The sequence below is a fragment of the Nonomuraea sp. NPDC049028 genome (assembly GCF_043197735.1).
Taxonomy (GTDB): domain Bacteria; phylum Actinomycetota; class Actinomycetes; order Streptosporangiales; family Streptosporangiaceae; genus Nonomuraea.
Map to the genome: position 1 here is coordinate 545851 of NZ_JBICTR010000006.1, position 18291 is coordinate 564141.

The 18291-nt window shown below is 67.9% G+C and carries 17 protein-coding genes and 1 tRNA gene; 6 read left to right on the forward strand and 12 right to left on the reverse strand.

Annotation, left to right across the window (positions count from 1 at the left end; translation table 11 throughout):
• Positions 1-76: 76 nt before the first annotated feature.
• From ACGFJ2_RS25875 to ACGFJ2_RS25890, 4 genes are all read right to left on the reverse strand, one after another.
• Positions 77-1180 carry a CU044_5270 family protein gene (locus ACGFJ2_RS25875; protein WP_393472259.1) on the reverse strand — a complete coding sequence of 368 codons (1104 nt, stop codon included), beginning with the start codon at positions 1178-1180 and terminating at the stop codon, positions 77-79.
• Entirely contained in the window at positions 1177-1755 is a 579-nt protein-coding gene (locus tag ACGFJ2_RS25880) for an RNA polymerase sigma factor (RefSeq protein ID WP_393472262.1), read from the reverse strand. Before ACGFJ2_RS25880 ends, ACGFJ2_RS25875 begins: the two co-directional genes overlap by 4 nt.
• 546 nt (positions 1756-2301) lie before the next feature.
• Positions 2302-3264: a 2,3,4,5-tetrahydropyridine-2,6-dicarboxylate N-succinyltransferase gene (gene dapD, locus ACGFJ2_RS25885; RefSeq protein WP_393472266.1), complete on the reverse strand. Its 963-nt coding sequence runs from the start codon at positions 3262-3264 to the stop codon at positions 2302-2304.
• A gap of 216 nt (positions 3265-3480) precedes the next feature.
• Positions 3481-4557, reverse strand: a complete 1077-nt coding sequence (locus ACGFJ2_RS25890; RefSeq protein WP_393472269.1) for a LysR family transcriptional regulator — start codon at positions 4555-4557, stop codon at positions 3481-3483.
• A 70-nt stretch (positions 4558-4627) separates the two neighbouring features.
• On the opposite strand from ACGFJ2_RS25890, the gene ACGFJ2_RS25895 reads away from it, so the two are divergent.
• Both ACGFJ2_RS25895 and ACGFJ2_RS25900 read left to right on the forward strand, forming a co-directional pair.
• A complete protein-coding gene (locus ACGFJ2_RS25895) occupies positions 4628-5515 on the forward strand; it encodes an SDR family NAD(P)-dependent oxidoreductase (protein WP_358180987.1) in 888 nt (295 codons plus the stop codon).
• Positions 5509-6105 (forward strand): TIGR03086 family metal-binding protein, encoded by a 597-nt coding sequence (locus ACGFJ2_RS25900; RefSeq protein ID WP_393472273.1) that lies wholly within the window; start codon positions 5509-5511, stop codon positions 6103-6105. The genes ACGFJ2_RS25895 and ACGFJ2_RS25900 overlap by 7 nt, the downstream gene beginning before the upstream one ends.
• A gap of 466 nt (positions 6106-6571) precedes the next feature.
• On the opposite strand, the gene ACGFJ2_RS25905 is transcribed toward ACGFJ2_RS25900, so the two are convergent.
• Positions 6572-6645, reverse strand: a tRNA-Leu gene (locus tag ACGFJ2_RS25905).
• Positions 6646-6761: 116 nt separating this feature from the next.
• Between ACGFJ2_RS25905 and ACGFJ2_RS25910 the strand changes: the two genes are divergently transcribed.
• From ACGFJ2_RS25910 to ACGFJ2_RS25920, 3 genes are all read left to right on the forward strand, one after another.
• Positions 6762-7346: a response regulator gene (locus ACGFJ2_RS25910; RefSeq protein WP_357945566.1), complete on the forward strand. Its 585-nt coding sequence runs from the start codon at positions 6762-6764 to the stop codon at positions 7344-7346.
• 149 nt (positions 7347-7495) lie between these two features.
• Positions 7496-8800, forward strand: a complete 1305-nt coding sequence (locus ACGFJ2_RS25915; RefSeq protein ID WP_393472276.1) for an ABC transporter substrate-binding protein — start codon at positions 7496-7498, stop codon at positions 8798-8800.
• A gap of 298 nt (positions 8801-9098) precedes the next feature.
• Positions 9099-10382 carry an ABC transporter substrate-binding protein gene (locus ACGFJ2_RS25920; RefSeq protein ID WP_357945572.1) on the forward strand — a complete coding sequence of 428 codons (1284 nt, stop codon included), beginning with the start codon at positions 9099-9101 and terminating at the stop codon, positions 10380-10382.
• Positions 10383-10385: 3 nt separating this feature from the next.
• On the opposite strand, the gene ACGFJ2_RS25925 is transcribed toward ACGFJ2_RS25920, so the two are convergent.
• Positions 10386-11246: a hypothetical protein gene (locus ACGFJ2_RS25925; protein ID WP_393472280.1), complete on the reverse strand. Its 861-nt coding sequence runs from the start codon at positions 11244-11246 to the stop codon at positions 10386-10388.
• A 188-nt stretch (positions 11247-11434) separates the two neighbouring features.
• Here ACGFJ2_RS25925 and ACGFJ2_RS25930 point away from each other — a divergent pair, with 188 nt between their 5' ends.
• Complete coding sequence (locus ACGFJ2_RS25930) at positions 11435-12730, forward strand: ABC transporter substrate-binding protein (RefSeq protein ID WP_393472283.1); 1296 nt, start codon at positions 11435-11437, stop codon at positions 12728-12730.
• 120 nt (positions 12731-12850) lie between these two features.
• Here the strand turns inward: ACGFJ2_RS25930 and ACGFJ2_RS25935 are convergent, their stop codons facing one another.
• The 6 genes from ACGFJ2_RS25935 to ACGFJ2_RS25960 all read right to left on the reverse strand — a co-directional run bounded on the left by ACGFJ2_RS25935 (position 12851) and on the right by ACGFJ2_RS25960 (position 18196).
• Positions 12851-13252: a hypothetical protein gene (locus ACGFJ2_RS25935; RefSeq protein ID WP_357945579.1), complete on the reverse strand. Its 402-nt coding sequence runs from the start codon at positions 13250-13252 to the stop codon at positions 12851-12853.
• 60 nt (positions 13253-13312) lie between these two features.
• Positions 13313-14122, reverse strand: a complete 810-nt coding sequence (locus tag ACGFJ2_RS25940) for an ABC transporter ATP-binding protein (RefSeq protein ID WP_357945581.1) — start codon at positions 14120-14122, stop codon at positions 13313-13315.
• Positions 14119-15081: an ABC transporter ATP-binding protein gene (locus ACGFJ2_RS25945; RefSeq protein WP_358180978.1), complete on the reverse strand. Its 963-nt coding sequence runs from the start codon at positions 15079-15081 to the stop codon at positions 14119-14121. Before ACGFJ2_RS25945 ends, ACGFJ2_RS25940 begins: the two co-directional genes overlap by 4 nt.
• Positions 15071-16057: a branched-chain amino acid ABC transporter permease gene (locus ACGFJ2_RS25950; RefSeq protein ID WP_357945587.1), complete on the reverse strand. Its 987-nt coding sequence runs from the start codon at positions 16055-16057 to the stop codon at positions 15071-15073. The genes ACGFJ2_RS25945 and ACGFJ2_RS25950 overlap by 11 nt, the downstream gene beginning before the upstream one ends.
• 13 nt (positions 16058-16070) lie before the next feature.
• On the reverse strand, positions 16071-17360 hold the full coding sequence (locus ACGFJ2_RS25955) for a branched-chain amino acid ABC transporter permease (RefSeq protein WP_358180975.1): 1290 nt from the start codon (positions 17358-17360) through the stop codon (positions 16071-16073).
• Positions 17361-17851: 491 nt separating this feature from the next.
• Positions 17852-18196 (reverse strand): PaaI family thioesterase, encoded by a 345-nt coding sequence (locus ACGFJ2_RS25960; protein ID WP_225291836.1) that lies wholly within the window; start codon positions 18194-18196, stop codon positions 17852-17854.
• Positions 18197-18291: the final 95 nt, after the last annotated feature.

An 18291-nucleotide genomic window follows, 5' to 3' on the forward strand; every position in this document is an offset into this window, starting at 1 on the left:
CGCCACGCCACACGAAAGCCATGGCCGACCGGACGGCGCGCACATCACGGCACTCAGCCGGTCGCCGGCTTCATCCTCATCCACCGTTGAACAGGATCGTGCTGGGAAGTGCTGGTCTTGCTTCTGTCCAGCCGGACGCGGTCAGTGCGGTCCATGAGGTCAGTGCCCCCGCTCGGTCGGTGGATCGTTCTTGCGCGGCCAGCAGCCGACCTGAGGTTTCGTCGATGATGATCTGTCGTCCGCTGCCTGACAGCTCGATCCCCGTCCCGGCGCGCCCGATCGGGTCGGTGGTCGCCCCGATGTTCTTCACCCTCGAAAGGCCCGCCAGCAGGCGGTAGAGCGCGGCCCGTTGGGCGGGAGTGGTCGGAAGCTGGGAGAGCAGGCTGGTGGTCTGCGCGTACAGGGACTCCTCGTCGGCTGGATAGCCGCCTCTCCGAGCCCACTCCTGAAGCACTTTCCTGAGCTTCATCACATCGGTGGGTAGGTTCATGACCTCCTTGGTGGTGACGTGTGTGGCTCCCGCCTGGGGATAGGAAACTTCAGGAGCGCGCTTGTCGTCGAGTCGCATGGCGAACGGCGGTGCGGGCAGTGTGCCGCCCACACTCGGAACGCCGACCCCTTCGCAACCGCCGATTCTGTACGCGCCCTGCTGGCGCCAGGTCTCCTCGTCAGTCTTGGTGAGCGGCTTGCCCGATTGGGCGGTGACCACGAGCCAGCTGGGATCCCGATCTGACTTCGCTATCCAGACCTCATGGGTGCATGTGACTTGGTAACGGACCAATTTGGGTTCCATGCCGACAGGCGCTTCGCCTCCTTCCCCAACGGCCATGCTCTGGCCGGTTGTGTGCCAGTATCGGCCGGTTGCCGGGTTCTCGGCCTCGACCCGTTCCGCAGCGGCCAGCAGCACGGTACGGGCGGGCTCTGGGGAAGGCGCCGTGCGCTCGACATCCGCGTTCCGCACAAGGACGACGGCTGCGACCGCGAAGGCCGTCGCGACGGCGGTGAGTCGAAGGGCGGTCAAGAGGTGCCGTCTCGGGTGCGGCGGCCTGCGATTGGGCTCTCCTGGTGTCTCGATGGGCGCCTTGATCAGGATGTCATCGGTGGAGATGCGCGATCCGCGGTCCAGCGAAGCCGGGCGCGCCATGGTGAGGAGGTGCATCACGTCGGGCTTGCGGCTCATCGGAGTTCTCCCCCTGGAACGATCACCGGCTTTTGGTTGGTGATGGTGTCTGTGGCGTCGATCGCCGATTGCAGCCGGCGGCGCGCTCGATGTAATCGGACGAAGAAGGCCGCCTTGCTGCAGCCCAGCACCTCGGCCGCTTCGCTGGTGGCCAGCCCATGCCAGGTGGTCAGGGTCAGGATCTCTTTGTCGTCGTCGGACAGGGTGGCCAGCGCGCGGAGCACGGCAAGCCGCTCGGTGGCGTGTTCGCCCACGTCGGCGACGGCCTCTTTGATCCACGTTCTCAGCTCGGCCTCCAGAGATTCCCTTCGAGCGGCCTGCCGGAAGTTGTCGCGCAGGATGTTGCGGGCGACGCGGAAGAGCCATTGCAGCTGTGCTTGCTCCGGGATGTCGTCGAGACGCCGCCAGGCGACCAGGAAGGTCTCGCTGACCACTTCCTCGGCGAGCTGGTGTCCGGCTCGGCTGGCCGCATAGCCGTACACCCGCGCTTGGTAGGTGTTGTAGAGCACGGTGAAGCGCTCGTGTGGGTTGGGCAAGCCGGTTCCTTCGGTCGGGAGCACGTCGTTCAGAAGCATGTGGTCCGATGGAAGGGTTTCTTACATCCCGATTGCACGACTCCTGCCGACCCACGGCTGGATGGCGGAGGGTGGTGGGGTGACGAAGCGCTCCATTTATGGTCAGGCCGTATATGTCACAGACGTGGCGAAGGTCGCCCCGCGCCGGCACAAGTCCTCGTTCAGGATGCGGGCTGCCCGCGACGCGTGGGGAGCAGCTGTGCGCGCGGCAGGCGCGGAAGCCGAGCCGGCCGAGCCAGCCGGGCATGTCGATGGCGGGAGCAGTCGGGAAGGGCGTGTGGTCGGTGAGCTCGACGAGGGCGGCTCGGGCGTCGTCGCGGAGGCCCATCGTGGGTGCCCTTCACGGCAACCCCTCACGGAGGCCCTTCACGGAAATCCCTCGCGGAGGCTCCCTGCGGAAACCTCTCGTGGAGGCCCCTCGCGGGAACCTCTCGCGGGGGCCCCTTGTGGAATCACGAGGCCAGGTGCCGGCCACGTGTGGCGGGTTGTGGTGCCCCACCGGGCTGGCCGGCCGTAACAGATCTTGAGCTTGTGGATCTCGCAGAGTCAGTTGGCGTGGAGCGAGGCGTTGAGCTCGACGGGACCGCCGGCGCGAGGGGCGGCTTCCACGGCGCCGGTTTGGGAGTTGCGGCGGAACAGGAGGCCGTTCGTGCCGGACAGTGACTTGGCCTTGACGACGCGGCCGTCCGGGAGGGCGACCTTGGTGCCGGCCGTGACGTAGAGGCCCGCCTCCACCACGCAGTCGTCGCCCAGCGAGATGCCGATGCCCGCGTTCGCGCCCAGCAGGCAGCGTTCGCCGACGGAGATGACCTCCTTGCCGCCGCCCGAGAGCGTACCCATGATCGAGGAGCCGCCGCCCACGTCGGAGCCGTCGCCGACGATCACGCCCGCCGAGATGCGGCCCTCGACCATCGAGGCGCCCAGCGTGCCCGCGTTGAAGTTCACGAAGCCCTCGTGCATCACCGTGGTGCCGGTGGCCAGGTGCGCGCCGAGGCGTACTCGGTCGGCGTCGGCGATCCGGACACCCGCCGGCAGCACGTAGTCGACCATCCGCGGGAACTTGTCCACCCCATACACCGACACCGCTCCCCGGGCCCGCAACCGCAGCCGGGTCTGCTCGAACCCCTCCACCGGACACGGCCCGAAGTTGGTCCACACGACGTTCGCCAGCAAGGAGAACAGGTTGTCGAGACTCAGCCCATGCGGCTGGACCAGGCGGCTGGAGAGCAGGTGCAGCCTGAGGTAGGCGTCGTGGGTGTCCGCCGGCGGCTCGGAGAGCTTGGCGATGCCGGTGCGCACGGCCACCACCTCGACGCCCCTGGCCGGGTCGGGACCCACCAGCGAGGCCAGCTCGCCGGCCTCCTCGGCGGAGAGCCGCTCGGTGCCCGTAACGGGCGGGTCGCCCAGCTGAGGAGCGGGGAACCAGGTGTCAAGTACGGTGCCGTCGGCGGCGATGGTCGCGAGCCCGATGGCGTACGCGCCGGTCACGGTGGGATCGATAGCTGTCACTGGCACAAACTATCGTCATCCGGTCCGACCCCAGAGCCCGGAGTCGTCCGTGTCATCACCTCGCCGGTTCACCGGACGGCATTCCACGGGTCACGCGAGCCTATGGTCGATCACCTGGTCACCCGTCGACCCGGCTCCGCCGCGGGCCAGCGTGCCAACTCTCCGGCCACGACGGCGCGACCTGTGCACCTGCGACACCCGCCACGTCCGCACCGGCTACGTCTCTGGCCGCGACGTCCGCAGTAATCCCACCGCCACACCGGCACCGGCCACACCCGCCACGTCCATACCGGCGACGTCCCCGGCTGCGACACCCGCAGTCGCGCCGATGTTCGCGATGTCCGCGGCGGTGCGGACGAAGGCGGCCAGGGCGGGGGAGCGGGTCTGCTCGGGCCAGGCCAGGACGACCGTGGTGGGGGCGGCGTCCACGACCGGTATGCAGACCAGATCGCGCCGTACCTGCTCCTTGGCCGATTCGGGGACGACGGCGATCAGCCTGCCGAGGGCGACCAACTGCATGATCTGAGCGGCATCACCCGCCCGCAGCCCGGCCGCGACATGCGGCTCGGACCCGCCCAGCGACTTGGACGCGACCTGCCGTCCAGAGACCTGCGGCCCGGGGACGTGCGGCCCGGAGACGTGCGGCCCGGAGGCATGCCGTCCGGAGGCATGCCGTCCGGAGGCGCCAGGATTGGGAGTGCGGGGATCGGGCCAGCGCGGGGTCGGGTCGGCGTCCAGGTCGGCGAGGTGGACGAACGGCCGTCCGGCCAACGGGTGCCGGGCAGGTAGGACAGCCACACCGCCCTCCACCAGCAGTGGCTCCGTGTCGAACCCCGTCATGTCCTCCCAAGGGTGGTGCAGGAACGCCACGTCCGCCGTACCGTCACGCAACAACCGGGCCCGCTCGGCCACCCCGCACAGCACCACCTCCACCGGCAGGGCGTCCGGGCACGACTGGTAGGCGGCCAAAATGTCCGGGAGCAGCGCGCCGTCGCCGCCCGGCTTCAGGGCCACCACGAGCCGCGGCTCGGTCCGCCCCGCCCTGCGAGTACGGTGTTCGGCCGCCGCCACCGCGTCCAGGGCCTTGGCGGCCTCCCTGGCCAGTACCTCGCCCGCCGGGGTGAGCGCCACCCTGCGGCCCGAGCGGTCGAAGAGGGTCACCCCGAGCCGCCGTTCGAGCTTCTGGATCGCCCTCGACAGCGGCGGCTGCGCGATCCCCAGCCGCGCGGCCGCTCGGCCGAAGTGCAGCTCATCGGCGACGGCGGCGAAGTAGACAAGCTCACGCGTCTCCATACCCGCAGGGTATCGATCCTGACCCAGCTGGTGTTGGCCGGTCCACGATCGACGGTGGTGTGCTCGGGGAATGACCACATCGAAGATCGCCCTGGTGACCGGGGCGAACAAGGGCATAGGTTTCGAGGTCGCCGCCCAGTTGGCCGCCAGGGGCATGACGGTGCTGCTGGCTGCCCGCGACGCACGCCGAGGTGAGGCGGCAGCCGCCAAGCTCCGCGCGACCGCCACAGACATGGCCACGCCAGACTCCGCCACCATGGATCGGCCAGACTTCGCCACCATGGATCAGCTAGACCCCGGGGGAGCGGAAGGGCCAGGATCCGGGGAAGCGGACAGATCAGGGTTCGGCGGAGTGGACAGGGCCGTTGGCGTCGACATCCATCCGATCGTGCTCGACGTCACCGACGCCGCCACTATCCAGGCAGCCGCCGCCCACGTCGCCGACCGCTATGGCCGTCTGGACGTACTCGTGAACAACGCCGGCATCTCCGGCCACCACGCAGGCGAGGCACCCAGCACCACCCGGCCCGAGCTGGTGCGCCAGGTGTTCGAGACGAACGTCGTCGGCGTGCTCATGGTGACGAACGCGTTCCTGCCCCTGCTCAGGCGCGCGCCCGCCGCCCGCATCGTGAACGTCTCCAGCGGCGTGGGCTCCTTGAGCCATCACACGACCTCGGATCACTACATGTCGGGAATTCCGGCGTCGGCGGTGTATCCGCCGTCCAAGACGGCGCTCAACGCGTTGACGATCCAGTACGCCAAGGAGCTGCGTGCAGACGGCATCTTGGTCAACGCCGCAGCGCCCGGAGCCTGTGCCACGGACTTCACCAAGGACCTCGGGCTGCCCATCACCCGCACAGCGGCCGACGGAGCGGCCGTTATCGTCAGATTGGCCACCCTCGGCCCCGACGGGCCGACGGGCGGATTCTTCGACGATGACGGGACAGTGCCTTGGTAGACATCATTGAGCTCAACCGCCGGTCTGTGCAGGCGACCGTCGACCTGGTGGCGACCATCAAGCCGGGCGACCTGGACCGGCCGACCCCGTGCGCCGGCTGGGCGGTGCGCGACCTGCTCGCCCACCAGATCGTGCAGAACCACGGCTTCGCCTTCGCCGCCTCCGGTGCGCGGTCCGATCTGGCGAGGTGGGAGCCGAGTCCGGTGGGTGACGACCCGGTGGAGGAGTACGCGGCGTCGGCGCGGGCGGTGATGGACGCCTTCGCCGCTGACGGCGTACTTGATCGGGGGTTCTATCTGCCGGAGATCCGCGACGGAGGTCCCTTCCCCGCGCACATGGCGATCGGGTTTCACTTCGTCGACTGCGTGGTCCACGACTGGGATTTCGCCAAGGCGCTGGGCGTCCCCGCGAACGTGGACGAGGATCTGGCCGAGGCCGCGCTGCCGGTGGCGGCCAAGGTGCCCGACACACCGGAGACGCGTGGGCAGGGCAGGGCGTTCGTGGCGGGGGTGCCGGTGGCGGACGACGCCCCGGCTCTGGACCGGGTGGTGGCGCTACTCGGCCGCTCGCCGGGCTGGTCGGCGAGCTGAATCGGCTCGTCGAGTTGGCCGGTGGCCAAGACGGCTCGTCAGGCTGGTCGGCGGGCTGAAGCGCACCGCCAGCCTGGTGGGCACACCAAAGTGCGCCGCCAGCCTGGTGGGCATGCCAAAGCGCATCGTCGGGGTTGGTGGCCGCGCGTCTGAAATGTCGGCCGAGGTCAGGACCGCGCCCCGTCGAAGGTCATCACGGCGGACGCCTCCGGCATGGGGAACGGCTCGTCGCTCGGCTCTCCCTGGCCGACCCAGCCCTCGCGGCAACGTCCTCGCGGTCCTGAGGACTCGAACACGAGGCCCCACGGCCCGTCCCGAAACAGCGCCTGTCCCGGCGACAGTGCCCGTCCCGAAAGCAGGCGCCTGTTCCGGCGACAGCACCTGTCCCGGAGATTGCACCCGTCCTGGAAACGGTGCCCAGACAAGGAACAGCGCCCGGCCGAAGTGGCCGGGCGACTGATCGAAGTGCCCCGGGTGGGACTCGAACCCACACTGTGCGGGTTTTGAATCCGCTTCCTCTGCCAATTGGGATACCGAGGCGAGGATCCGGAAATATCCGGATCCGTCCTTATCGCACGGCGAAAGGGTAGCCGAAACTCGCAGCCACCCACCACCGGCGTCGCTCTAATCTAGCGGACATCGGTACTCTCTTGCTCGTGAGTACGCAGCGGCGAGTGGTGATCGCGGAAGACGAGGCCCTGATCCGCCTCGATCTCAAGGAGATGCTCGAGGAAGACGGTTACATCGTCGCGGGCGAGGCCGGTGACGGCGAGCGGGCGATCCAGCTGGCCACCGAGCTGAGGCCGGACCTGGTGATTCTCGACGTCAAGATGCCCGTCCTCGACGGCATCTCGGCGGCCGAGCGGATCGTGGCGGAGCGGATCGCTCCGTGCCTCATCTTGACCGCCTTCTCCCAGCGTGACCTGGTCGAGCGGGCCAGGGACGCGGGGGCCATGGCCTATCTGGTCAAGCCGTTCACCAAGGCCGACCTGGTGCCCGCGATCGAGATGGCGGTCAGCAGGCACGAGGAGATGGTGGCGCTGGCCGCCGAGGTGTCGAGCCTGTCCGACAGGCTGGAGACCAGGAAGCTGGTGGAGCGGGCGAAGGGGCAGCTGATGTCCGCGCACGGCTGGAGCGAGCCGCAGGCGTTCCGGTGGATCCAGAAGGCGTCGATGGATCGCCGGCTGAGCATGCGCGAGGTTGCCCAGATCGTTATAGATGACACGGCGGAGCGCGCCTGAGGGGCCGTATATCACCGGATTTGTCCCCTCGGGTTGTGGCGCGATTACGAGTGGGCATCCAACCGGCCTCGGTTTCCTTCGCCTGAGGCGTCCCGGTCGCATGCTGATGGGCGGACAGAAGATCCGCTCACCTGGACGGAGACGCTTCGATGATCCGCATTTCCCGGGCCATGGCCGTCGGCACCGCAGCGGCCATGGCACTGGCGGCCTGTTCCACCGGGGGCACCACCACTGGGGGCACCACCACCGCGCCGACCTCCTCGGGCACGGCCACCGCGCAGGCGACAGGGAGTGGGGCCAAGGGCGACGGCACCTTGACCATCGGCTCGGTGCTGCCGCAGACGGGTTCGCTGGCCTATCTCGGCCCGCCCGAGTACGCCGGCGTCGACCTGGCCGTCAAGGAGATCAACGACGCCGGCGGGGTGCTCGGCAAGCCCGTGAAGAAGATCCACACGGACTCGGGCGACACCACCACGAACATCGCCTCGCAGGCGGTGGACAAACTGCTCGCGCAGAAGGCGGACGCCATCATCGGCGCCGCGGCGAGTGGGGTGTCGAAGATGATCATCGACAAGATCACTCGGGCGGGCGTGGTGCAGTTCTCGCCGGCCAACACCTCCGACGAGTTCACCACGATCAAGGACAACGGGTTCTACTTCCGTACGGCGCCGCCGGACAAGCTGCAGGGCCGGGTGCTGGGCGATCTGATCGTGTCCGACGGAAACGACACGGTCGGCATCCTGGCCATGCAGGACGCCTACGGCACCGGCCTGGCCGACCAGGTCGCGCAGATCGCCGAGGCGGGGGGCGCCAAGGTGGTCGAGCGGGTGGACTACGACCCGAAAGCCGCCGACTTCTCCGCCGACGTGGCGAAGATCAAGGCGGCGAACCCGAAGGGCATCGTGCTCATCGGCTTCGAGGAGAGCGCCAAGGTCGTCGCGGAGCTGGTCAAACAGGGCCTCACGGCCGACAAGCACAAGTGGTACATGGTCGACGGCAACATGTCGAACACCAACTACCTGAAGATGCCAAAGGGCACGCTGGCGGGCGTCAAGGGCACCATTCCCGGCGCGGCGGCGCCCGAGGCGTTCCAGAAGCGGCTCCTGACCACCGATCCGAAGCTGACCAACTACACCTACGCCGCGGAGTCGTACGATGCGGCGAACCTCATCGCGCTGGCCGCCGAGGCGGCCAAGGGCGACACGGGCGCGGCCATCGCGGCCAAGCTCGTGGACGTCAGCAAGGGCGGCGAGAAGTGCAAGGACTTCAAGTCCTGCGACGAGCTGCTCAAGGCGGGCAAGGACATCGACTACGACGGCGTGAGCGGGCCGGTCGACTTCAACGACGCGGGCGATCCATCCGTCGCGACGATCGGGGTCTACCAGTACGGCGCCGACAACAAGTACAACGCCGCCAAGGCGCTCGAATATCGCAAGGGCGACATCTCCGGCTGAAGCCTCCCGCAGCGACGACGGCCCCGATCCTTGGATCGGGGCCGTCCGCGACTGACGGGGACGTCGCGAACGCCTCCCGCAACGACGGTCCCGCGGCGACTGACAGAGACATTACGAACGCCCTCCGCAGCGGACGGCCCCGAATCGAGGATCACGGACCATCTCCACTGACTAAGACATTACAAATGGGTATAAAAAGGCTGTCAGAACTCCACGCCTCCTCCCCAGGCGTGCATGCTGAGCTTGGGAAACGCGGCGAGGTAGATCGTTCCCTTCGCTGACACAGAGGGGGAGTCACATGATGCGCAAACGCCTGCTGGCGGCCGCGGCGGTCTCGAGCCTGGCATTGACGGCCTGTGGCGGTGGCGGTGACACGGGAGCCAAGGGCGCGACGTCGGCCGCTCCGACCTCGGCCGCAGCCGAGGCCAAGGGCGACGGCACGTTGACGATCGGCACCCTGCTGCCGCAGACGGGGTCGCTGGCCTTCCTCGGGCCGCCCGAGTTCGCGGGGGTCGACGCCGCCGTGAAGGAGATCAACGACGCGGGCGGGGTGCTCGGCAAGCCGGTTGTCAAGATCGATACGGACTCGGGCGACACAACGACGAACATCGCCTCGCAGTCGGTGGACAAGCTGCTCGCGCAGAAGGCCGACGCCATCATCGGCGCCGCGTCGAGCTCGGTGTCGGAGTCGGTGATCGACAAGATCACGGGTGCCGGGGTGGTCCAGTTCTCGCCGGCCAACACCTCCGACAAGTTCACCACGATCAAGGACAACGGCCTGTACTTCCGTACGGCGCCGCCGGACAAGCTGCAGGGCCGGGTACTGGGCGATCTGATCGTGGCCGACGGCAACGACACGATCGGCATCCTGGCCATGCAGGACTCCTACGGCTCGGGCCTGGCCGACCAGGTCACGAAGACCGCGCAGGACGCCGGGGCCTCGGTGGTGCAGCGGGTGGACTACGACCCGAAGGCCGCCGACTTCTCCGCCGACGTGGCCAAGATCAAGGCGGCGAACCCGAAGGCGGTCGTGCTGATCGGCTTCGAGGAGAGCGCCAAGGTGGTGGCGGAGCTGGTCAAGCAGGGCCTGACGGCCGACAAGGTCAAGTGGTACATGGTCGACGGCAACATGTCCAACAGCAACTACCTGAAGATGCCCAAGGGCACGCTGGCGGGCGTCAAGGGCACCATCCCCGGCGCCGCGGCGCCCACCGACTTCCGGAAGAAACTGCTGGCGATCAATCCCAAGCTGACCAGCTACACCTACGCCGCGGAGTCGTACGACGCCACGATCCTCATCGCGCTGGCCGCCGAGGCGGCCAAGGACGACAGCGGCCGGTCGATCGCCGCCAAGCTGCCCGAGGTGAGCGAGGGCGGCGAGAAGTGCAAGACCTTCAAGTCCTGCGACGAACTGCTCAAGACCGGCAAGGACATCGACTACGACGGCGTGAGCGGCCCGGTCGAGTTCAACGCCGCCGGTGACCCGTCGGTCGCGACGATCGGCGTCTACCAGTACGGCGAGAACAACGAGTACGACGCCACGAAGGCGCTGGAATACCGCACCGGCAAGATCGCGGGCTGAGACTCAGCCGCCCAGCCCGCACGTCTTGAGGGCGTAGGCGGTCAGCCGTTCCTGGAGCGGTTTGGGCGGTACCACGATGACCACGCGTTCCTCGCCGCCGTCGATGGTGGCCCGCACGGGGAACAGGAACGCCTTCTTGCCCTCGGCGAACGCGTGCGGGTCGCAGCGGCCGGGGGTGAGCTCGAGGGCGAGTCGCGCCCGCTGCGCCCCGGCGTCCAGGGTCGCCAGCGGCCTGCTCTTCTCGACGGGGGTGGCGATGTAGTGGGTGGTGCCGCCCACGTCCTGGACGGCCACCACGCCGGTGCTGCGGCGGGTCAGGACGAGACTGCCGCGCATCACCTTGCCGACCTGCGTCCAGTCGTCGCCGAACTCGATGTCGGCCGCCTCCGTGATCAGGAACGCGGAGCACTCGTCGCGCAGCAGCCGGGTCAGCAGCGGGTCCGGGTGCGGCACCTTGAAGACCACCCTGCGCAGCGGCTCGGACCCGGTGCGCAGGTGGGCCACGACCGTGGCCGGCTGCAGCGACGGCAGGCCCTTGGGCGAGCAGTTGGCCGCGCCGTACGGGATGCGCAGGTCTGTGCGAGGCGTCCGCTTCAGTAGCGCGTCGGCGCGTTCGGGAGGCAGTGTCTTGAACGACGGTGTGACAAGCTGAACGTCGGAGAAATAGACCGGTGTGTCCGTCGCATTGGTCACGGCCACTTCGATGGCGTGTACAGGCTCGTCAGAGCGCCACTGGGCCAGCGAGACCGACACCCCTTTGGGAGGGTCGGCAGGGGGCGCGGCGGGCGCCTCAGGGGCACCACAGCCCGCCAGAAGAGCAATGGGCAGGATCGCCATGGCGAGGAAGGCCGCTGTGCGCTTCACCAGTCGAACATTAGGCGTGATCCTCAGGCTCCCGTAAGTTGAGGAGTGATTACGACTCCGCATCCAAGTACCGACAGTTCTCCCTTTCATCTGTTGAACTGGCCTTACGTTCTATAGCTTTCCGTCATTCGATTCGGGAACGTCGGCGGTGCTGACCTCACCCGGCCTGGAGATGAAGGAGACACTTCATGATCCGCATTGCTCCCGCGGGACGGGCGCTGGCTGTCGTGGCTGCCACGAGCCTGGCCCTGACAGCCTGCGGTGGTGGCGGTAACACCGCTGCGCCGGCCTCGTCCTCGGCCGCGCCATCCAGTGCGGCTGCCCCGGCTGCCAAGGGCGACGGGACCTTGACTGTTGGCACGCTGCTGCCGCAGACCGGTTCGCTTGCCTTCCTCGGCCCGCCCGAGTTCGCCGGTGTGGACGCCGCGATCAAGGAGATCAACGAAGCCGGTGGCGTACTTGGCAAGCCGGTGACCAAATATGACACCGACTCCGGTGACACCACCACGAACATCGCTTCGCAGTCGGTGGACAAGCTGATCACGCAGAAGGCCGACGCCATCATCGGCGCCGCGTCCTCCTCGGTGTCGGAGTCGGTGATCGACAAGATCACGGGTGCCGGCGTGGTTCACTTCTCGCCCGCCAACACCTCTGACAAGTTCACCACGATCAAGGACAACGGCCTGTACTTCCGTACGGCTCCGCCGGACAAGCTGCAGGGCCGTGTGCTGGGCGACCTGATCATCGCCGACGGCAGCGACACGGTCGGCATCCTGGCCATGCAGGACTCCTACGGCACCGGCCTGGCCGACCAGGTGGCCAAGACCGTCGGCGACGGTGGCGCCGAGGTCGTCGAGCGCGTGGACTACGACCCGAAGGCCGCCGACTTCTCCGCCGACGTCGCGAAGATCAAGGCGAAGAACCCGAAGGCCATCGTGCTGATCGGCTTCGAGGAGACCGCCAAGGTCATCCAGGAGCTGGTCAAGCAGGGTCTGCCGGCCAGCAAGCACAAGTGGTACATGGTGGACGGCAACACCTCCAACACCAACTACGCCAAGATGCCCAAGAACACGCTCAAGGGCGTCAAGGGCACGATCCCCGGTGCCGCCGCTCCGGATGACTTCAAGGCCAAGCTCATGGCGGTCAACCCCAAGCTGGAGGACTTCAGCTACGCGCCTGAGTCCTACGACGCCATGAACCTGATCGCGCTGGCCGCCGAGGCCGCCAAGAGCGACGCGGGTGTCGACATCGGCGCCAAGCTGGCCGAGGTCAGCAAGGGCGGCGAGAAGTGCAACAACTTCAAGTCGTGCGTCGACCTGCTCAAGGCCGGCAAGGACATCGACTACGACGGCGTGAGCGGTCCGGTCGAGTTCAACGAGGCCGGTGACCCGGCGGTCGCCACGATCGGCATCTACGAATACGGCGCCGACAACAAGTACCCGACCAAGGCGCTCGAGTACCGCACCGGCAACATCGCCGGCTAGTCCGTACGCCGCACACCCTGAAAGGCCCGGTCCGCTGGATCGGGCCTTTCGGCTGTTCCAGGGCCGTTCGCCGCGAGCCGTTCCCCGGCTATCGGCCTATTGGCCTATTGGCCTATTGGCCTATTGGCCGCAGCCCGCCACGATCTCGTCGGCGGCGATCCGGTACTGGGCGAGCAGCGCCACCTGCCGCTCACGCGGAACGTCGGCCCTGGACAGGCCCGCCGTCGTGGACTCGACCGTGCGCACGGCCGTACCCAGCGACTCGGGCAGGCGCGGGCCGAACTGCAGTGTGATGCCGCGCGCCTCAGCGAGGCGGCCGAGCAGCGCGTCCTCGAAGTTCTGGGTGTTCTCCTGGCCCTTCGGCTTCAGCATGAGGCCGACGTAGCCGATCGCGGAGACCACGCGCGCGCAGGGGTCGTCGGTGGGGTCGCCGCCGGTGCTGTACTTGCCGGCCGAGGCGGCGCCGTTCTGACAGGCGACGAGGATGGGCAGTAGGAGCGCGATTGTCGCAATTCGTCTCACAGCGCTCATTAAAAACGGCGAAGGGGCCCCTGGGGAGCCCCTTCGCCGTTTTGAGATCTTTTAGGCCTTGGCCAAGGTGCCGAGGTACAGCTCGATCACCTTGGGGTCGTTGGCCAGCTGGCGGCCGGTGCCGGTGTAGGCGTTGCGGCCCTGGTCCAGCACGTAGCCGCGGTGGCAGATCTGCAGGCAGCGCCGGGCGTTCTGCTCGACCATGATGACCGTCACGCCCGCCTTGTTGATCTGCTGGGCCTGGATGAACACCAGGTCCTGCAGCATGGGCGACAGGCCCGCCGACGGCTCGTCCAGCAGCAGCACCGACGGCTCGGTCATGAGCGCCCTGGCCATCGCCACCATCTGCCGCTCGCCGCCCGACAGCGAGCCGGCCCGCTGCTTGCGCCGCTCCTTGAGCGCCGGGAACAGCTCGGCGACGAACTCGAAGCGCTCCTTGAACTTGCCGGGCACCTGGAAGGCGCCCATCTCGAGGTTCTCCTCGATGGTGAGGCTGGGGAAGACGTTGTTGGTCTGCGGGACGTAGCCGACCCCGCGGGAGACCAGCGAGTGCGCCTTCATGTTCGTGATGTCCTCACCCTTCAGCACCACCGTGCCGCTGCGGATGTTGACCAGCCCGAACATGGCCTTGAGCAGCGTCGACTTGCCGGCGCCGTTGGGGCCGATGATGCCGATCAGCTCACCCTCGCCGACGTACAGGTCGGAGCCGTTGAGGATGTTGACGCCCGGCAGGTAGCCGGCGATGAGCTCGTCGCACCGCAGCACGGCGTTCTCGGCACCCGCCAGGTGGGCGCCGCGGTCGGTGACGGCCGCCTTCGACTCGGGCTCGGAGCCCGGTGCGGACTCGGGGACGGCGTTCACTTCTGCGTCTCCTCTTCGATCTCGGCCTCCAGCGCCGCCTCCGCCTGGTGCAGCTGCTCTTCGAGCTCGCTGTCCGACAGCGGCGCGTCGTGGTGGGCGCCCAGGTAGGCGTCGATGACGCGGGAGTCGGACATGATCGTGTCCGGTGGCCCCTCGGCGATGATGGCGCCCTGGGCCATGACGATCACCCAGTCGCTGATGTCGCGGACCATGTCCATGTCGTGTTCGACGAACAGCACGGTCATGCCCTGATCGCGCAGGTCCTTGACGTGGCCGAGCAGTGACTGGGTCAGCGCCGGGTTGACGCCCGCCATCGGCTCGTCGAGCATGACCAGCTCGGGCTTGACCATGAGCGCGCGGGCCATCTCCAGCAACTTGCGCTGGCCGCCGGACAGCGATCCGGCGAAGTCCTCGCGCTTGGCGTCGAGCTTGAACCTGGTCAGCAGATCCTCGGCCTGCTCGGTGATCGCCTCCTCCTGGGCCCGCCAGGAGCCGGGCACCAGCGCCCGCCAGAAGTTCTCGCCGCGCTGCTGCTGGGCGCCGAGCCGCATGTTCTCCATCACCGTCAGCCTGGACAGGGCCTTGGTGAGCTGGAAGGTACGGACCATGCCGGCGCGGGCCACCCGGTGGGCGGGCACTCCGCTCATGTTGTTGCCGTTGAACGTCCACTTGCCGGCGTCAGCGGCGTCGAAGCCGGTGAGCTGGTTGAAGAACGTCGTCTTGCCGGCGCCGTTGGGGCCGATCAGGGCGGTGATGGAGCCGCGCTGGATCTCGACGTGGTCCACCTCGACGGCGGTCAGACCGCCGAAGCGGCGCACGACGCCGTCGACCACGAGGATCGGGTCGGGCTTGGGCACACCGGGATCGCGAGCCAGGTCCTTGAAGGCGGCCAGAGCCGCGGCCTTGCGCTCGGAGATCGTGGTGGCTGTTGTTTCAGCGGACGACGGGTTAGCGGACATCGAAAGCTATCTCCCTCTTGTCACCGAAGATGCCCTGTGGCCGGAAGATGAGCAACAGGATCAACCCGAGACCAACCAGGATGTAGCGCACCGGGCCGACCTGGATCGAGGTCATGAAGGGGATGTACCCCGCCTGAACCGCTTCACTGAGCACACCGTTGACCAGGACCAGCAGCACCCAGAAGATCATGGATCCGACGACGGGGCCGAGCACGCGGGCCGCGCCACCGAGGATCACGATCGTGTAGGCGAAGAAGGTGGTCTCGGTGCCGAAGACGTCGGGCTGCACCGAGGCGTAGGCCAGGCCGTACACGAAGCCGCCCAGGCTGCCGATGACGCCGCCGAGGATGAGCGACTGCATCTTGTAGGAGAAGACGTTCTTGCCGAGGCTGCGTACGGCGTCCTCGTCCTCGCGGATGGCCTTGAGCACGCGGCCCCACGGGCTGCGCATGAGCAGGTAGACGATGCCGCAGGAGAGGGCGACCAGCACCCAGCCGACGAGCATGATCCACAGGATCCGGTGGTTGAAGGTGAACCAGCCGATGCCGTACTCGCCCTCGGGGAAGGGGTTGAGCGCGTAGAAGCCGTCGGAGAAGCCGCGCTGCCCGTCGGAGCCGCCGAACACGCTCTTGAACGCCACCGAACGGAAGACGAGCCTGACGATCTCGGCCGCCGCGATGGTGACGATGGCCAGGTAGTCGGCCCGCAGGCGCAGCGTCGGCGCGCCCAGGAGCAGCGCCAGGAGCACCGCGGCGATGAGGCCGACCGCGATGCCGATCCAGAAGGGCAGACCCAGGACGGTGACCGTGACGGCCAGGCCGTAACCGGCGACGCCCATGAACGCCGCCTGCCCGAAGTTGAGCAGGCCCGTGTAGCCGAAGTGGATGTTGATGCCGATCGCGGCGAGCGCGTAGAGCACCGTCTCGACGCCGATGGCGGACTTGACGGTGGTGCTGATGATCGTGATCCAGTCCATGTGACTCCCCCCGTCAGCCGATCCGCTCTCGGCGGCCCAGGATGCCCTGTGGCCGGAAGAGGAGCACGATGATGAGTACGGCCAGCGCGCCGACGCTCTTGAGCTCCGGCGGCACCCACAGCGTGGAGACCTGGATGAACAGGCCGACCACGAGCGAGCCCACCAGGGCGCCGAACGCGGTGCCGAGCCCGCCGAGCGTCACACCGGCGAAGATGAGCAGCAGGATGTCCTGGCCCATGGTGTATTTCAGGTTTTGCGACAGGCCGAGCATGATGCCGGCCAGCGCGGCGATGGCGCCGCCCGTGGTCCAGATGATGCGGATGACCCGGTCGACGTTGATGCCCGAGGAGGCGGCCAGCGCCGGGTTGTCGGCGACCGCGCGGGCCGCCTTGCCGGTGCGGGTGCGCAGCAGCGCCATGCCGACGATGATGAGGACGACCAGCTCGATGCCCATCGCGACGAAGTTCTTCGGAGCCGCGGAGATCGGGCCGATCTCGATGCCCGGCTGCGCGGTGTATTGGGCGAACGACTCGTTCTGCCCGCCGAACAGGATCAGGAAGACATAGCGCAGGAAGAGCGCCACGCCGATCGAGATGATCATCATGGCGATGGTGCCGGTGCCGCGCCTGCGCAGCTGCCCCCAGAAGAAGCGGTCCTGAAGGTAGCCGAGCGCGCCTCCCGCGATCACCGCGATCACGGCCGCGGGGATCAGATGCAGGCCGAAGCCCACGTTGAACAGGTAGGCGAGCAGCGCGCCCATCGTGACGAGCTCACCGTGGGCGAAGTTGGTCAGGCCCGTGGTGCCGTAGATCAGCGAGAGGCCGAGCGCGGCCAGCGCGATGATCAGGCCGAGGTTCAGGCCCTCGAAGGTGAGCTGTGCCGCCTGGTCCAAGAAGGGGCTGGTCTCGGCGCCCTCGTCCGGGGCCGGTTGACCCGCCGCACCCTTGGGCTGCAAGGCGAACAAGACGGTGGACATGTTGCCGGAAAAGACGGTCGGGGTGCGGACGGCGTTGCCGCCCCGGATCGCCGCGTTGGCAGGAAGCGTCTTGACATCCAGCGTGACCTTGTACTTGCCCGGTTTGTCGACCGGGACCTCCCACGCGCCCTGGGCGTTGCTTGTGACCTCCTTGACGGGTTGTCCGCCTTCGGTGGTCACGACGATTTTCACGCCGTTCACTGGTTGGCCTTGGAGTTTGAGTGTTCCCTTCAAACCCTGATCGGGGGCCGCCGCCTGGGCGGGGACCGCGAGCAGGAAGATGAGTCCACCCAGGAAGGCCGTGAACGCGATCACGGCTCTGCGCAATGGTGCTCCCTCAAATAGGTCAAGGCGGGGTTGTGCCCCTCCATCTCGACACGTGGGCATCGCAGGCACAACAAAACTGGATGCTGTGGCGGGAGCTTATTCTGGTCGCGCCCGGTTCAGTATCGTTCGTCACCAATTAGTGACACGTGCGTGTCGCTCGCGTGAGGAACCAAGACGGCAGGTCAGGGGCTAAATGCCGCTAGACGCCTGGCGCTTCAGGGGCGCTAATGCATAACCATCGCTGCAGAACGTGAACGAGCCCGCGGAAGAGGACCTTTGGGACCATGTAGGGCTTCCCCGGCCTCACACGTTATCTACTCGGCCTCCCCGCGGGCTCCGCTCGGACAACCGTAGCGACCCACGGGGCTCGTGTGCAAAGAGAGCCGGAAAGTCGCGTGGCGTTCAGTGATCACGCAGCCCGCGGGTCGCCGATCATGCCGCGTGTACGTCGGCGATCGCACGGCACGCGTGTCACGCGCATGGTACGCGGGTCAGCGATCGCGCAGCATGCAGGTCAGCCGGGAGGTGCACACGCGCCGCCCCTGCTCGTCGGTGATCTCGATCTCGTACGTGGCCAGCGAGCGGCCGCCGTGCAGCCGGGTCGCCACGCCGGTGACGAAGCCGGAGGTGGCCGAGCGGTGGTGGGTGGCGTTGATCTCGATGCCGACGGCGATGCGGTCCGCGCCCGCGTGGATGGCCGCGCCGGTCGAGCCCAGCGTCTCGGCGAGCACGACGGACGCGCCGCCGTGCAGCAGGCCGTACGGCTGGGTGTTGCCCGCGACCGGCATCCGGCCCACGACCCGCTCCGCGCTGGCCTCGACGAACTCGATGCCCATCCGGTCGGGGAGCGTGCCTTCGTGGACGGCGTTCAACGTCTGGAAATCCACCGGGTCGATCCGCGTCAAGGGGAGTCCTCCAGTCTTCCGAGCTC

What these genes read in the sequence shown, in the direction of transcription:
- ACGFJ2_RS25875 (WP_393472259.1), bottom strand. Translation starts at nt 1,180, where the DNA reads ATGAGCCGCAAGCCCGACGTGATGCACCTCCTCACCATGGCGCGCCCG.
- ACGFJ2_RS25880 (WP_393472262.1), bottom strand. Translation starts at nt 1,755, where the DNA reads ATGCTTCTGAACGACGTGCTCCCGACCGAAGGAACCGGCTTGCCCAAC.
- ACGFJ2_RS25890 (WP_393472269.1), bottom strand. Translation starts at nt 4,557, where the DNA reads ATGGAGACGCGTGAGCTTGTCTACTTCGCCGCCGTCGCCGATGAGCTG.
- ACGFJ2_RS25895 (WP_358180987.1), top strand. Translation starts at nt 4,628, where the DNA reads ATGACCACATCGAAGATCGCCCTGGTGACCGGGGCGAACAAGGGCATA.
- ACGFJ2_RS25915 (WP_393472276.1), top strand. Translation starts at nt 7,496, where the DNA reads ATGATCCGCATTTCCCGGGCCATGGCCGTCGGCACCGCAGCGGCCATG.
- ACGFJ2_RS25920 (WP_357945572.1), top strand. Translation starts at nt 9,099, where the DNA reads ATGATGCGCAAACGCCTGCTGGCGGCCGCGGCGGTCTCGAGCCTGGCA.
- ACGFJ2_RS25930 (WP_393472283.1), top strand. Translation starts at nt 11,435, where the DNA reads ATGATCCGCATTGCTCCCGCGGGACGGGCGCTGGCTGTCGTGGCTGCC.
- ACGFJ2_RS25945 (WP_358180978.1), bottom strand. Translation starts at nt 15,081, where the DNA reads ATGTCCGCTAACCCGTCGTCCGCTGAAACAACAGCCACCACGATCTCC.
- ACGFJ2_RS25950 (WP_357945587.1), bottom strand. Translation starts at nt 16,057, where the DNA reads ATGGACTGGATCACGATCATCAGCACCACCGTCAAGTCCGCCATCGGC.
- ACGFJ2_RS25960 (WP_225291836.1), bottom strand. Translation starts at nt 18,196, where the DNA reads ATGGGCATCGAGTTCGTCGAGGCCAGCGCGGAGCGGGTCGTGGGCCGG.